At 35.0% G+C, this 14,348-nt stretch carries 14 protein-coding genes; all 14 read right to left on the minus strand.

Annotated elements, in window-relative coordinates; translation table 11 throughout:
* Positions 1-12 precede the first annotated feature (12 nt).
* Complete coding sequence (locus N4270_RS01210; RefSeq protein WP_260094972.1) at positions 13-1,512, minus strand: flippase; 1,500 nt, start codon at positions 1,510-1,512, stop codon at positions 13-15.
* Positions 1,512-2,582, minus strand: coding sequence for a glycosyltransferase family 4 protein (locus N4270_RS01215; protein ID WP_260094973.1), 1,071 nt, complete (start codon positions 2,580-2,582; stop codon positions 1,512-1,514). Before N4270_RS01215 ends, N4270_RS01210 begins: the two co-directional genes overlap by 1 nt.
* A 1-nt stretch (position 2,583) precedes the next feature.
* A complete protein-coding gene (locus tag N4270_RS01220) occupies positions 2,584-3,720 on the minus strand; it encodes a hypothetical protein (protein ID WP_260094974.1) in 1,137 nt (378 codons plus the stop codon).
* Positions 3,721-3,746: 26 nt separating this feature from the next.
* Positions 3,747-4,286 (minus strand): acyltransferase, encoded by a 540-nt coding sequence (locus N4270_RS17120; RefSeq protein WP_279309180.1) that lies wholly within the window; start codon positions 4,284-4,286, stop codon positions 3,747-3,749.
* 11 nt (positions 4,287-4,297) lie between these two features.
* Complete coding sequence (locus N4270_RS01230) at positions 4,298-5,041, minus strand: oxidoreductase (RefSeq protein ID WP_260094975.1); 744 nt, start codon at positions 5,039-5,041, stop codon at positions 4,298-4,300.
* A complete protein-coding gene (locus N4270_RS01235) occupies positions 5,034-5,957 on the minus strand; it encodes a Gfo/Idh/MocA family protein (protein ID WP_260094976.1) in 924 nt (307 codons plus the stop codon). The genes N4270_RS01230 and N4270_RS01235 overlap by 8 nt, the downstream gene beginning before the upstream one ends.
* Positions 5,954-6,676, minus strand: a complete 723-nt coding sequence (locus N4270_RS01240; RefSeq protein WP_260094977.1) for an acylneuraminate cytidylyltransferase family protein — start codon at positions 6,674-6,676, stop codon at positions 5,954-5,956. Before N4270_RS01240 ends, N4270_RS01235 begins: the two co-directional genes overlap by 4 nt.
* A gap of 1 nt (position 6,677) precedes the next feature.
* The gene (locus N4270_RS01245; RefSeq protein ID WP_260094978.1) at positions 6,678-7,724 is read right to left on the minus strand and encodes a nucleotidyltransferase family protein; all 1,047 of its coding nucleotides are present in this window, start codon (positions 7,722-7,724) and stop codon (positions 6,678-6,680) included.
* Positions 7,717-8,820 carry a UDP-N-acetylglucosamine 2-epimerase gene (gene neuC, locus N4270_RS01250; RefSeq protein WP_260094979.1) on the minus strand — a complete coding sequence of 368 codons (1,104 nt, stop codon included), beginning with the start codon at positions 8,818-8,820 and terminating at the stop codon, positions 7,717-7,719. The genes N4270_RS01245 and neuC overlap by 8 nt, the downstream gene beginning before the upstream one ends.
* Positions 8,817-9,839, minus strand: a complete 1,023-nt coding sequence (gene neuB / locus N4270_RS01255) for an N-acetylneuraminate synthase (protein ID WP_260094980.1) — start codon at positions 9,837-9,839, stop codon at positions 8,817-8,819. The genes neuC and neuB overlap by 4 nt, the downstream gene beginning before the upstream one ends.
* 1 nt (position 9,840) lies before the next feature.
* Positions 9,841-10,464 carry an acetyltransferase gene (locus N4270_RS01260; RefSeq protein WP_260094981.1) on the minus strand — a complete coding sequence of 208 codons (624 nt, stop codon included), beginning with the start codon at positions 10,462-10,464 and terminating at the stop codon, positions 9,841-9,843.
* Positions 10,454-11,596, minus strand: a complete 1,143-nt coding sequence (locus tag N4270_RS01265) for a LegC family aminotransferase (protein WP_260094982.1) — start codon at positions 11,594-11,596, stop codon at positions 10,454-10,456. The genes N4270_RS01260 and N4270_RS01265 overlap by 11 nt, the downstream gene beginning before the upstream one ends.
* Positions 11,596-12,786 carry a UDP-N-acetylglucosamine 4,6-dehydratase gene (locus tag N4270_RS01270; RefSeq protein ID WP_260094983.1) on the minus strand — a complete coding sequence of 397 codons (1,191 nt, stop codon included), beginning with the start codon at positions 12,784-12,786 and terminating at the stop codon, positions 11,596-11,598. The genes N4270_RS01265 and N4270_RS01270 overlap by 1 nt, the downstream gene beginning before the upstream one ends.
* Positions 12,787-12,929: 143 nt before the next feature.
* The gene (gene wecB / locus N4270_RS01275; RefSeq protein WP_260094984.1) at positions 12,930-14,033 is read right to left on the minus strand and encodes a non-hydrolyzing UDP-N-acetylglucosamine 2-epimerase; all 1,104 of its coding nucleotides are present in this window, start codon (positions 14,031-14,033) and stop codon (positions 12,930-12,932) included.
* Positions 14,034-14,348 lie beyond the last annotated feature (315 nt).

Genomic DNA, 14,348 nt, shown 5'->3' on the forward strand with positions numbered 1-14,348 from the left:
AAAACGTCCTCATTATTTCTTTACTGATTTATTAATCAACGATTTTATAAACTGTCTATCTTCCCGAGCGCTAAAAACTAAAAATACCATTACAAAAAACGCATAGGTAGTACAAAGTGCAAGTAACAACCAAGCAGGGCTACCAAAATTATCTAATACACCGCTTCCAAGATAATAATAACCAAAAGCCAGGACGACAAATAAAATAATCACCCTTATATAGTTTTGACTGAATGGTTGAATATTCTGATTTGTATACAACATGTAGACTGCATAAATACCTTGTAAAGTCATCATAATCATCTTTACTATTCCTATTCCAATTAAGCCATATTTTGGAATCAAAACTAAATAACCTATGATACTTAAAATAGCCAAGACTACTGTGCTGTTTCTACTCACACGTTCTAAACCTGTCATATTGAGCATCATGCCTACCGAACCTGTACTGGTATTAATAACCTGAGCTATTAACAATAAAATCAAAACCTGACCTCCCAGCTTAAATTCTTCACCAAACACATTTAACATAGGTTGATTAAACACTATTAAAAACACAATCAAAGGGATCGTTAATACAAAGATATATTTACAACTGGCTTGGTAGTACTTTTTAAGTTCTTGCATGCGCTTTTCGGTATGTAATTGCGATATGATTGGTGTAAAAATGGCATTAACAGACAATAAAACGGTAGGTACAAAAGCCGTTAAGGTTAAGGCTATAGAATAAATTCCCAAATCTGTGGTCGTTAAATAAATCGCTAACACAATTTTATCACCTTCACTTTGAAGCAATCCAACTGTATTTATGAGTAGCATATTATTACCAAAAGTGCGTTCTTCTTTATTGATCTTACTGCTAGCCTTTAAAGATAGTTTAGGCATTTGCTTTGGCAGTAATTTCTTAATCAACCAGAAAAACAACCCTAGAGCCACGATAGCTCCAATAATTTCGGCCCAGATATAACCACGTAACTGATACCCCATTGTGATGAGTCCTACAGCAATTGCTATTTTTAAAGGTAACCGAATAAAATGACCAATTAAGGTGCTTTTTCGAACTTCCTGTAAGCCTCTAATGGTTTGATCACAAAGAGTTATAACCGCATTGATAACAAGTAAAATTCCGAAGTAGGGTAAATAAGGTGTCAACTCCGGAGAATTTAACAACTGCACCGAAATAAACTTAGGAAAAACAACAAATATCATGGCGCTTAAAGCAGACATTACCAATGTTATTTGCAATGTTTTTCGTAAATAAGTATGCAATTGGGTATAATTTTCTTGAGCGATATACTTGGATACAAATCGCACGAGACCATTACCCAAACCTAAACTTAAAAACACAGACAGGACTGCAACAACCGTCATCCCAAGCGCATAAATACCCAGCATATCGGCGCCTAGTTTTTTTGAAATATAGATTTTAAAGAAAAAACCAATGGCTACAGAAAACAGCGTGCCTGCAAAGTAAATTCCTGCTTGTCCTGTTATTTTTTTAGCAATCGACATTAACTATGGTATAGGTTTGAGATTTCTTGTTCCCATTGTTTAATCACAATGTCCCAATCAAATTGTTTGCCCAAAGCTATGGTGTTTTTAGAATTAAGCTGTAATAATTCAGAATTTTCTTCAAGCTCTTGTATCATCTGAAACATTTGCTCTAAAGTTTCGACGACAAAACCATTATGACGATGTTCTATCCACTCTTGAGCACCATAGTCAGCATAAACAATTGAAGGCACTCCTGCTGCAGCCGTTTCTAAGGTGACTTTAGGGAATCCTTCAGAACGTGATGGTAACAGATGCAAATCCATAGTTTTTAAAAGCGTACTTAAAGCGGTATGATCTAAAACACCATGTAGCTTTACATTAGTCAGTTGCTGTTGAGTAATATGTTTTTTAATAGCCTCTCTTTCCTGACCATCGCCTACCAAGTGAAACTGTAACTTTGGAAACGCTTTGGCAGCATCTAAAACATCATAAACCCCTTTTCGTTCTAATAAACGACCTATATAAACAATATTCTTTAAGTCGTTTGTTCTCTTTTCTGGATTTAAAAAAGGGACCAAATCCAAGCCTAAATACAAGATCTTGTCTTCAGAAATTATTCCATGATGTTTAAAATTATAAGCTTTGAGGTAGCTTGTTATAGAATACAGTTTGTCAAACTTTTTATAATGCCTCAAAAAGGTCTTATAATTTTTATGTGTTTGTAGAGCAGATTCTAAGTTTTTATCATCTAAAATCCCTTCGACAGTACTGATACTTTTTTTATGAAACAGGCTTAGCCAAAAAGAATTCCAGCTTACAATTTCTCCCTTTGGAAGGTAAGCAACATCACACCAAAACAGCCCTAAAAAGTAAGCCCAATATTTTAATAGCTTATGTGGTTTTCTAACTTTTATACAGTCAACACCGTCAATATCAGACACTAAAAGATTACCAGAATATAATGACATCGCTTTCACCTCAAATTGTTTTTTATCAATGTATTTCGCAATCGCTAAACAATTTAAATTTTGAGCATTGGTACTATTTATATAGGCGCCCAGAAAAAGTTTAATCTTTTTATTTTTCATGTTATACATCTTTAGTAGCACTTACTAAATCTAAAAAACATTCCTGATTTAGAGGTTGAAAGAAACGACTGGACCATAGACGGACTAAATGACTATGTTCTAACCAGGTTTGCCTATTATTTTTATAGGTCTGCCAAAGTTCTATTAAACTATGCTCTTGTAAAATTGGGTATTTATAATCTTCTAAAAAATCTGTTTTTCCATTGGGAACACTTTCAGTATATAAAAAATAGGAAGGTATCCCATCTGCTGCTAAATCAAAGGCTGTTGTAGAATAAAAAGTGACATTGATTAGGCAATTCTCAGATTTAAATGACTCCCCATCGGCTAAAACCGAAACATAATCGAAACGTACGGACAATGGATTTAAATCAATACAATTATTATGTCTGGGATGATGTTTTAAAATTATTTTTGGCTGTTCTTCAGAATCTAAATTCTTAAATTGTTCTAACGCAAGCTTTAATTCTTCAAACATTTCATGGTTTCGTTGATCGCCTTGGTCTGGCAAAAACTGTAATGTAAAAATGATTGCATTTCGGTTATGCATTTCTGCTTTTGATGAACTTACCGATGGCGCTTTGAAATAGCCTAACGCATGTACCTTATTTTTATAATAAGAACCATCTTGATTAAATACATTAAGGAAACCTTCTCCCCAAACCGCTACTTCTTTTTCATTATAAGATATATGTAAAGGTGCTTTACCATTTTCAAAAAAACCTGGTTGCGTTTTATTAATGATGCCATGCTGATAATCTATAATTCTAGAATGAGAATTGTATCCTCTCCAAAAACCACCCAGCGGATTACTAATTGTTATAATCGTATTAGCCTTATACTTTTTAAATGTTAATAGGCGCACCAGAACTCCTATAAATTGCTCTCTTGATTCAAAATTTTTAAAAAATAGCAATGGTAATAATTTTCTTAAAACAATAACTCTAAAAATATTAAATCTTGAAGCTTCTGGGTTTTTAGGAAAACTTGTTTTGTCATCAGGCTCCTCTAACAATAGATAATCGATATTATTATTTTGGCAGATTTTAATTAAAGGCTCAAAAAAAGGGTTCGTTCCCTTATCACTCCTATTAAAATGCTGCGGATAATAAAAAATAACTTTCTTCTTTTTAGACATTAGACAAGCAACACTTTGGTTTGTAATTAGATAACTTTAGCTGGATTTCCAACAGCAACCACGCCTGATGGAATTGATTTTGTAACAACAGATCCAGCTCCAACAACAGAATTTTCTCCTATTTCAACACCAGGAAGAATGGTCACATTGGCACCAACCCAACATCCTTTTTTTAAAAGAATAGGTTGAGAATCGGTATGTCCCTGATTAATTATAGGAATGTTAGGGTTTTCAAAGTTATGGTTACCTACGTAAAAATGAACACATGATCCAATGAGCACGTCATCTTCAATAGTAATTCCTGCGCCATTTTCTCTAGGATCAGCAAAAAGCATAGTTCCTGGTCGAATAACAACACGTTCGCCAATACTAATTTTTGAACAAACCACAGCATATGCACCTGGTCTAAACTCTGATGAATCGCTAAAACTTTTGAATTTCTTTTTACAAAGCTTAAGCATTGATTTTTTAAAAAATAATTTCCAGTGCGTAAATGGGATATCAGGACCTAAACGATCTGCGCTTTTATCAAATTTTCGTTTATTAATTAAGTCTTTTAAAAGCATAGTATCAAATATTAAATTGCAGTCCAACCGCCATCAACAATTAAATTCTGACCTGTAATATATTGGGCGTCTTCAGACAATAAAAACGCGACAGATGGTGCGATATCTTCAGGTGTGCCCAAACGTTTCATAGGGACTTTCTTTTCATAATTTTTTACAAAAGCCTCATGTTGATGGTCAAAAATGCCACCTGGAGAAACACAATTGGTTCTAATGTTATAGCTTCCGAAGTAAGATGCCAGATAACGTGTAAAATTTATGATGCCTCCTTTTATCGCTGCATACGCAGCTGGTGATGTACCACCTGTACCTTCATACACTGTAAAATCATTGCCTACTACGCCATAAATAGATGTGATATTGACGATAGAGCCGCTTCGTTGTTCTTTCATGTGTTCGAGTACTTTTTGACAAGTATAAAACGAACTATTCATTTGCATATCGACATTATCTTTCCAGGATTGAAATGGAATATCTTCAAATTTAGTACCCCAATCTTTAGTTCTTGGATAAGCATTATTTACTAATCCGTCAATAGTTTTATACTTATCTACCACCAAAGCAATAGCCTTATCAATAGAATCTTGATCTGTAATGTCGCAATACAGTTGAGACAAATCTTCGTTAGTCTCATGATTGATGTCCATATTAACACAAAAAGCACCTTCCGCTTTAATTCGGCTAACCATTGCTTTTCCTAATAAGCCATTACCTCCAGTAACGATGATGATTTTGTCTTGTAATCTGTTAGTCATGTTGTAAACAAATTTTCAGGTTTTTTATAGATTCGTTAAACGAGTTCATAGGCTGTATGTTCTGCTTCAGCACATCTGTAAAATACTTTAATTGTGATTCATAAGTGCGTTGGATAGAGTAATCTTTAGCTTCAAATAAAGTCTTTCCTAAATCACTTACAACCGTATTGTTGATCAAATCTACAGTTATAGTTTCCATATCCAGAACCAATTCAATCTCTCGTTTTGCTTTTCGTCTGTAATAATTTAACACGATGTTTGCTGTAAAGGTATCGTATTCCAGAATGTAATTCGCATAGTCATAGGCATTGATATCTATAGAAGATGTGCTTCGCAACACCGATGAACTTTTATTAGGAAAGCCAAACAACCATGTTGTATAGTCTATTTCATGAAACAAATCTAAATGAACTCCGCCTCCCATATCTGCATTGGCACTGTAAATAGACTTATAATCTTTATTAGCACGCCACTCTGGCAAGTAAGAGCCACAGTACACATTCACTTCATTAATACGTAATTGCTCTCTTTGTAATGTATCCCATAAAAAGGATAAGCAAGGATGGAACCTTAAGTTACAGGCAACATAAGTAATGAGGTTATTGTCTTTAATTATTTGAGTTAAAGTTTCTGAATTATCTAACGTGTGAACTGCAGGTTTTTCAATAAACAACGGAATATGTTTTAAAGCCAAACGCTCTATAAACTCAAAATGTAAATGTGTTGGATTAGAAATTATGGCAAAATCAAAAGAAACATCTACAGCTTCTAAATCGAAAACATTAATAACGTTTTCAACTTTTGACGCATTGGCATCAGATCGTAATGCATAAATTGTAGCATCCAAATTTAGATGCTCTAAAGCTTTAATATGCTTTTTTGCAATAGACCCTAAACCAACGATTAAGATATTCATAATTCAAAATCTAATTTATCATTTTTAAGCAAGTATTCCATAAATAAGAAATCGACCGGATGATCTAAATCAAAACACATATGTTTCATCTCGTATATAAGTGCTTTATCTGTAAATACACTTTTGGTATTTAAGTCAAAAAAACGACGTCTATACCAATAAAACGAAGCATTTAAATCATAAACTTCAGGAGCTGCTTGTCGTGACATTACGGTTCCATTTGGATTCGTTTTCACTAGACCATAGTAACCTTCACTGTTTTTTTCAACCATATTAAAATAGGGATTTCTCGCAGCTTTATTTACTGAAAACAAATTATAAGCTTCAGGATTATCCAGCATGATCTGTAAAGCATTTTGTAAATCTTCGATGGTTCTTAAAGGCGAAGTCACGTCCAAATCTAAGACGAAATCAAAACGTTTATTGGCTTTAGTTTCTTCGTACTTTACGATATCGGCTATGGTTTCTATTTTACCAACAGTATCGGTTGCCAATTCATCTGGTCTTGTATAATCTGAAAAGACACCAAATGCTTCAGCCGTTTTTTTTATCGAAGCATCATCGGTAGAAATCGCGATTTTTGCATTGATTTTTTCTGAAAGTTTTTTGGCTTGCTCAATCGTGTAACCAATAAGCGGTTTACCTGCTATAGGCTTTATATTTTTTCCGGGAATGCCTTTTGAACCTCCTCGTGCACAAATTGTAATTAAGGTTTCCAAATTAAAATTTTATAGTGTTAATATCCCTTTGCGCTTTTTCAAAATCTTCATGCTTACCAACATCAAGCCAGTAACCTACTAAGGGATAAGATACAACCTTTTTATTTTCTGAAATTAATTTCTCCATCAAATCTGTAGCGTTAAAATGGGTGTTTTTAGGGATATATTCTAATACCGAACGCTTCATAAGGTAAATTCCACCATTAGAATAATAGGTATAAGTTGGCTTTTCTTTGAAATCCATAACATGTCCGTTAGACGTTTCTAAAACAGCATAAGGAATGCTCACATTATACGGAATGGTCACCACAGCAAAATCGGCTTCCTTACTTAAAAAATCCAGATAGAAATCTTCATAATCTAAATTGGTTAACACATCAGAATTAGACACCAGCACATGCTCATGTTCAAAATTATCAATTTTGGATACCGAACCAATCGTTCCCATAGGTTCATCTTCCCATACATAGTGAATGGACCTATTTTTATGAGTGCCGTCACCAAAATAATCCACAATTTGATCTCCTAAATATTTTACTGAAAACCAAAAATCATCAATCCCATACAGGGCTAAGCGATCTACATTATGTTCCATTATAGACTTGTCACCAACTTTTAATAAGGGTTTAGGCGTTGTATCTGTTAACGGTCTTAAGCGCTGACCTCTACCTCCTGCCATAATGATGGCATCGATAGGCAAATAGGATCGCATAAATCTGAAATTGACAATATTAACCACTTTATCCTGAGCATCAATCACAGGTATGATTCTGAAATTTTCATTTCTATAGGCAATAATTTGATGTACATCTCTGGCGCCTTTCCGAATAAATTTAGGATGATCCTGAATAATTTTACTTACAGGTTCTTCGATAGTGACTCCTTTTAACAAACCACGTCTCACATCACCATCGGTAAGCGAGCCTTTTAAGCGACCTTCTTCATCAATCACAAACACAATGGCATCTCTGGCCAAAACATCTAGCCGTTGTAAAGCGTCTCGAATAGACGTTCCGGTTGTTAATAAATGATCTCTAAAATTAACCATGTTGTTTAATTGTATTTATAATTGCTTCAGCTGTTGCTGCTTTATAATATATATTGCCATCGACAAAATTAGGCATCTTTAAAACTTCTTGTGTTTTTTCAACAATCTTTTTTGAATCAAATGCCACATCAAACACATTTGAGCCTTGAGCTCTTCCTTGTTGTCTAGATCCTACATTAATCACATACTTACCAAATGAAGCGGCTTCAATAATACCACTAGATGTGTTTCCAATTAAAACTTCAGCATAATGCATGGCTGTAAAATAATTAGCCTTTCCAAAATTTTCAATCAGTGTCACTTTCTCTGGAACCTCTGAGTGTAGTTGCTCTAATTGCTCACGATAAACACTTCCAAGCGTATCAGCATTAGGCATTGTGACAATAATATGAATCGTGTTTGAAAGTTCGGCTAAAGCCGATTTCATATGCAATGCATAAGTTTTATTTGAATGGACTGCCACCGTTTCCGGATGAAATGTAACAAGTGCATAAGGTGCATCTTTAAGCTGAAAGGTTTTCAAAAACTTAGACTTTTCAATAGGCTCAAAGTTGTTGATATTATCCAAACTCAAGGCACCTACATTGTATATGTTTTCTGAAGTTCCCGTTAGCGCTGCTACTTTTTTCTTATAATCGGCTGTAGAAACAAAGTGCAGTTGTGATGCCAGCGTTATTTGATGGCGATAAATATTATCAATAGCTCCCAATGTGGTTTCGCCACCATGAATATGTGCTAATTTGACGCCAAACGGAATGCTCGCTTGAACCGCAGCACTCATTTCAAAGCGATCGCCAAGACAAAACACCAAATCGAAACTATGGTTTTGCCAAAAATCAGCAAATTTTAAAACCGTATTGCCATATGATTTAGTAATCCCTTTTGTACTATCATCTGCTTCTAAGGATTCAATGCTATGAATCACCTCAAAAGCATCATTTTCAATAGCTGTTAAGGTGTAACCATGAGTTTTAGACAAATGAGTTCCGAAGGCAATAATTTCTAATTGAAAAAAATCGTCTGTTTTCAGTTGCTGAAGTAATGGTAAGTAAATCCCATAATCGGCTCTCGAACTTGTTAACACGCCTATTTTCATGATAAATCTTCCCAAGTTAGTAAATCATGCTTTTTTAAATCTCTGGTTGTGGTTTTACCTAAAACCGTATTCCACTGCATAGGAGAAATCCCATGTCCTGGACGTAGCGGAATTAAATCTGCTTCAGAAATCACTGTCCCAGCTTTTAAGTCTTTAGATAAATGAATACTTTTTCGGGCAATAGAAATATTCTTTTGCTCACTGGTTGAAGGTGCTTTAATCCCATCACCAGAAATAGCAGCCTCTATATTTCTAATAGCAAGAACCATGTCCTTTAAAGCGTCTGGCTCTAAGGAAGCTTTGTGATCTGGACCAGGTAGTGTATTATCCAATGTAAAATGCTTTTCAATCACACAAGCTCCTAAGGCAACTGCCGCAATTGGGACTTCAATGCCTAAAGTGTGATCGGAATATCCAATATTGACCTCAAACTGCTTTTTTATGCTGTTCATGGCATGTAAGTTCACATCGGTCATTGGCGTTGGATATTCGGTATTACAATGCAGTATAGTGAGCTGTTCTTTTTTTGTTCCGAAATTTGAAAGGACCTCAATAGCCGCTTCTATATCGTTCATACTTGCCATTCCTGTCGACAAAATCACAGGTTTTTGGGTTTGAGCAATAGCTCGTAAATACGGAAAATTAGTAATCTCTCCACTTGGCACTTTAAAAAGCTGCAATCCTAAATTATTCAAATAAGTCACGCCTTCAACATCAAAGGCACTGGACAAAAACTTGACGTTTTTGAGTTTACAATACGCCATTAATTCGTCGTGATCACTTTCGCTTAACTCCAGTGTTTTTAGCATTTCATATTGCGATTGCTCATGATCTCCAGTATTTTTAGACTGATAATCGGCTTTTTGTGCTGACCGACTTACAATGGTGTCGGCTTTAAAGGTTTGAAACTTCACATAATCAACCTCAGCATAAGCTGCTGCATCAATTAGTTGTTTTGCTGTATTTAAATCGCCATTGTGATTGACGCCTGCTTCAGCAATTATAATAACTCTATCCATATTATATAGCTCTACCTGGATTTCCTACAATTTTTGAACCCTCAGAAACATCGTTTAACACGACAGCTCCCGCTCCAATAATAACATTTTGCCCTATGGTTACATTTTCTTTTATCACTGCATTTGCGCCAATAAACGACTGCGACCCTACACTTACATTACCGAGCAACACAGCACCTGGAGCGATGTGCACGCCATTTGAAATACGACATTCATGCTCCACAATACACCCTGTGTTTAAAATGCAATAATCATCAATAGCAGCCAAGGCATTTACTACTACATTTTTAGCAATAAAGTTCCCTTGTCCTAAGCTTATCACTTCGGAAATATTAGCACTTGGATCTATCGCATTTAATAGTGTTTTATTCTTACTAAGAATTAATTGTGCTACTTTTTTTCGGATGGTATTGTCTCCTATTCCTAAAATATAATCATAGGGTTGGTCCCACTCTGAAAAGGATGCATCACTCTCAAATCCGAGATATGTCAACCCAAAAGGATTCGTTGTCATTGGTTCTTTTTCAGTATAAAACTGAAGATTCATCAGACCAGCCTTAGCTGTTTCAGCAACAACAAAACCATGACCTGAATATCCTACTAAAACAATTTTATTACTTGACACTACTTGGAATATTTACAATTCGTTCCTCTAAAAATATAGCATTTTTTTGACTATCCCTTTGAAAGTCCTTATACATTGGCAATCTAAACATCAATTGCCAAATAGGTCTGGTCATGACATTTTCACTGTTTGTGTATTTTAAAAAAGCTTCTCTTTCTTGTTTATTTTCAAGTTCAACACACATGAGCCAATAGTTGGCTTTTGTGTCTGGCAACTCGGTTCTAAACTTGATACCTTGAGTTTTAAAAAAGTCAGCATAGGCTTGAGCGATGCTTCGCTTTTCAGCTAAAAAAGCATCCAGCTGTTCTAATTGCGCACAAGCTAAGGCTGCATTCACATTAGGCATTCTAAAATTATAGCCCAATTCATCATGAAAATACTCATAAGGATGTGGTTGCTTTGCGGTTGTAGTAAGATACTTTCCGCGTTCGGCAAGAGCAACAGCATTACTCACAATAGCGCCTCCACCTCCAGAAGTGACAATCTTGTTGCCATTAAATGAAAACACACCTAAGGTTCCAAAACTTCCTGTGGGTTTACCTTTGTAAGTACTTCCCAGAGATTCGGCGGCATCTTCAACGATAGGAACATGCCATGTATTACAAACTGAAATCAACTCGTCTAAATGCACTGGGAAACCGAAAGTATGCATAGGCAAACACGCACTGATTTTTCGGCCTGTTTTTTTATTGTAACAGCCATCAGCTCTTAATTCGCCATTTTCTTCTAAAAAAGCAGCGACAGCCTTTGGCGATAATCCCATCGTATCTAAATCGACATCTAAAAATACAGGATGTGCCTGATTATAAATAATGGCATTTGCAGTAGCGACAAATGTGAGCGCTTGGGTGAGCACCTCATCACCTGGCTTCACGCCTGCTAAGCGAAGTGCGACTTGTATTCCGGCAGTTCCATTAACAACAGCAACCGCTTTTTTTGTTTTTGAAATTTGCGCCATCTGTTCTTCAAACTGGTCTACAAATTTCCCGACACTAGATACAAAAGTTGTATCAATACACTGTGCTAGATAGTCTTTTTCTTTGCCTCGGAATTTAGGCACGTGAAGCGGAATAAAATCACGCGTTCCATATAATGATTTAATATATTCTGTGACGGTGTTATAGTTTCCCATTACATTTTTGAATCTAGATATTTACCAGTTTCTTTATGACCAAAATCGGGTATCATATGATGGAATAAAGCAACTAAATCCTGCTTTTTCCATGATTTCTGAGATTTGAGTTGTTGGATCGTTTCCGAAAAATGATTCAGTTTATCATTGTCGTAGTTAGGCTCATTTTTAATAATGCCTATGCCGCTAAATCGATTCATATCTAAAACTTCAGCATCTGTAAAAAATTCTTCATAATCCTTCTCTCCTGTGGTATCACTTTTAGTAAATAAACACGGCCATTTTTTATTAGCAATATGGGTTTCAATATCGGCTCTTGCTTCATCCTCACTCTCGCACAAATACGGTTCGTATCCTAAGTTTTTTAAATATTTCACTGCAATATCAGCAAAGGAAATTAAGTGTAAAGACTCTTCAAGTTTCGGAAAAAATATATCTCTATTATCTCCTAACAAACAAGACGACAAACACAATTCGCCAGCTTCCTGAGGCACTACAAAATAACGTTTGATATCATTTGGCGCAACAATAGGTTGCTTTTTTTGAATACGCTGGTTAAAGCCATGTAATAAAGAGCCGTCAGAAAAAGCCACATTAGCAAAACGCGCTGTAGATATCTTAATGTCTTTACTTCTACGCATTAAAAACATTTCCATAATGCGCTTAGAAGCACCCATCATATTCACAGGATTAGCCGCTTTATCGGTAGAGACACAAAAATATTTTTTAGCCTTATTATCGATAGACTGCTGAATGGTTTTATCGGTATTAAAGATATTTACATTAATCATTCGCATTAATGTGTAAGGATCTTTTTCGCTTCTTACATGTTTTAAAGCTGATAAATTTAAGATGTAATCATATTGACCATCAGCTTCAATAAAAGCATCGTATTCTATGGAGCCAATATCTAAAGCAAAGGTTTTAAAATCACCTTTGATGTATCCAAATGAGCTTCGGATATCTCTAACCAATTCGACTAAATTATTCTCACTAATATCAACAACGTGTAACTTTTGAGGATCTCTTTTAAATATTTCTTTAGTAACTGCCTGCCCTATGGAGCCTGCGCCTCCTAAAACTAAAAATTTTGACGTAGATACTTTAGTATATAATTCTTTTTGATTAAACTGAATATCTTTGGTAAACAACATATTTTCTCTACCAATAAGTCCTAATGGTACACTCATAAATTATTACAATTGTTTTAGAAATTTTTAGCTCGCTTTTTTACTTGTAATTAATTGGGTACAATGATACGACAATTTGCCAAGGCTTAAAAGGTTAAAGCTATTCTTTCTCTTGTTTGAAGAGGTTAACTTACGGCTTAAAATTAAGCATCCAGATATTTTGAAATCACTTCTAAAACACGCTGTGTCGCTTTACCATCCCATAATTGAGGAATTTGGCCTTGCTTGTACTGTCCTGAAATTATCTGTTGAACACTCTCTAAAATTTTATCCTGATCAAAATTCAATAAGGTATTAGATCCCAGGTCTATAGTACTCGGTCTTTCGGTGTTTGGACGAAGTGTTAAACATGGAATTTGCTTATAGGTCGTTTCTTCCTGAATGCCACCACTATCGGTTAACACCATAGCACTATTATGAATTAAATTCTGAAAACTAAAATAATCCATTGGTGCAGCTATCGTTAAATGATCTACAGCTTTAAAAGCATCTTCTAAACCATAAGACTGTATATTTTTCAACGTTCTGGGATGCATCGGAAACAGAACATGTTTCTCTGAAGGCAAATTTTGAATAAGTGCTAAAAGCCCTTCCAAGCCTTTTTTATTATCAACAGTCGCTGGCCTGTGAATGGTCATTAAAATATAGTCACCTTTTTTCAAATTATAGGTCGATAACAGTTCCTGATTTTCAATATCATTTTCAAAAGCACATAAGGTATCGATCATGGTATTTCCAACGAAATAAATCTGATTTTTCGATTTGCCTTCATTGATAAGATTATCTATTCCACTTTGTTCGGTCACAAAATAAAAATCGGTAATCTCGTCTACTAAAATCCGGTTAATTTCTTCAGGCATGGAGCGATCAAAACTGCGTAGTCCGCTTTCTAGATGCCCTAACTTCACACCCAATTTATAGGTTGTTAATGCTGCCGCTAAGGTAGAGTTGACATCACCAGGCACCAACACCATATCGGGTTGATAAGTGTTTATGATATTTTCGAGTTTGACCATGATCTCACCCACTTGCGAATTGGCAGATGCAGGTTTTATATTGAGAAAAAAATCAGGCCAAATACCTAACTGATGAAAAAAAACATCTGCCATTGAGGCATCAAAATGCTGACCAGTATGCACAATTTTAATATCGAATTGATTCGGAAATTGCTTAGCAGCAACCGACTTAAATTGAGTGATTTTAATATAATTTGGTCGCGTTCCAACAACAATTAATAGTTTCTTCATCTGTAAATGGATCTAAATCTGCAACAAAGATATTTTAATATTTGGAATCAACTAATAGTCATCCTTCTTGTAGCTGTATAACACTTTTACCTAACGTTAGCTTTTTATCATCATGCAATTAACATGAGAATCATACCCTACATCATGACATTGAGTTAGAACTAATTATCGTACAAAAACGATAAAAACATCAGCAAATTACCTCAAAATTATCAATTGCGTCCAAAAAAACAGCAAATAAGGCAATATTTCCTTAGAAAATCCAACAAATAAATTTAATCGATAAAATCTTTTAGTATCTTTGCAAAACCCTCT

It is taken from the genome of Psychroserpens sp. SPM9 (assembly GCF_025153525.1).
GTDB lineage: Bacteria > Bacteroidota > Bacteroidia > Flavobacteriales > Flavobacteriaceae > Psychroserpens.

Excerpts from the sequence above, each read along its gene's own strand:
- N4270_RS01210 (WP_260094972.1), bottom strand. The coding sequence starts at position 1,512 with ATGTCGATTGCTAAAAAAATAACAGGACAAGCAGGAATTTACTTTGCA.
- N4270_RS01215 (WP_260094973.1), bottom strand. The coding sequence starts at position 2,582 with ATGAAAAATAAAAAGATTAAACTTTTTCTGGGCGCCTATATAAATAGT.
- N4270_RS01220 (WP_260094974.1), bottom strand. The coding sequence starts at position 3,720 with ATGTCTAAAAAGAAGAAAGTTATTTTTTATTATCCGCAGCATTTTAAT.
- N4270_RS17120 (WP_279309180.1), bottom strand. The coding sequence starts at position 4,286 with ATGCTTTTAAAAGACTTAATTAATAAACGAAAATTTGATAAAAGCGCA.
- N4270_RS01230 (WP_260094975.1), bottom strand. The coding sequence starts at position 5,041 with ATGACTAACAGATTACAAGACAAAATCATCATCGTTACTGGAGGTAAT.
- N4270_RS01235 (WP_260094976.1), bottom strand. The coding sequence starts at position 5,957 with ATGAATATCTTAATCGTTGGTTTAGGGTCTATTGCAAAAAAGCATATT.
- N4270_RS01245 (WP_260094978.1), bottom strand. The coding sequence starts at position 7,724 with ATGGTTAATTTTAGAGATCATTTATTAACAACCGGAACGTCTATTCGA.
- neuC (WP_260094979.1), bottom strand. The coding sequence starts at position 8,820 with ATGAAAATAGGCGTGTTAACAAGTTCGAGAGCCGATTATGGGATTTAC.
- neuB (WP_260094980.1), bottom strand. The coding sequence starts at position 9,839 with ATGGATAGAGTTATTATAATTGCTGAAGCAGGCGTCAATCACAATGGC.
- N4270_RS01265 (WP_260094982.1), bottom strand. The coding sequence starts at position 11,596 with ATGGGAAACTATAACACCGTCACAGAATATATTAAATCATTATATGGA.
- N4270_RS01270 (WP_260094983.1), bottom strand. The coding sequence starts at position 12,786 with ATGAGTGTACCATTAGGACTTATTGGTAGAGAAAATATGTTGTTTACC.
- wecB (WP_260094984.1), bottom strand. The coding sequence starts at position 14,033 with ATGAAGAAACTATTAATTGTTGTTGGAACGCGACCAAATTATATTAAA.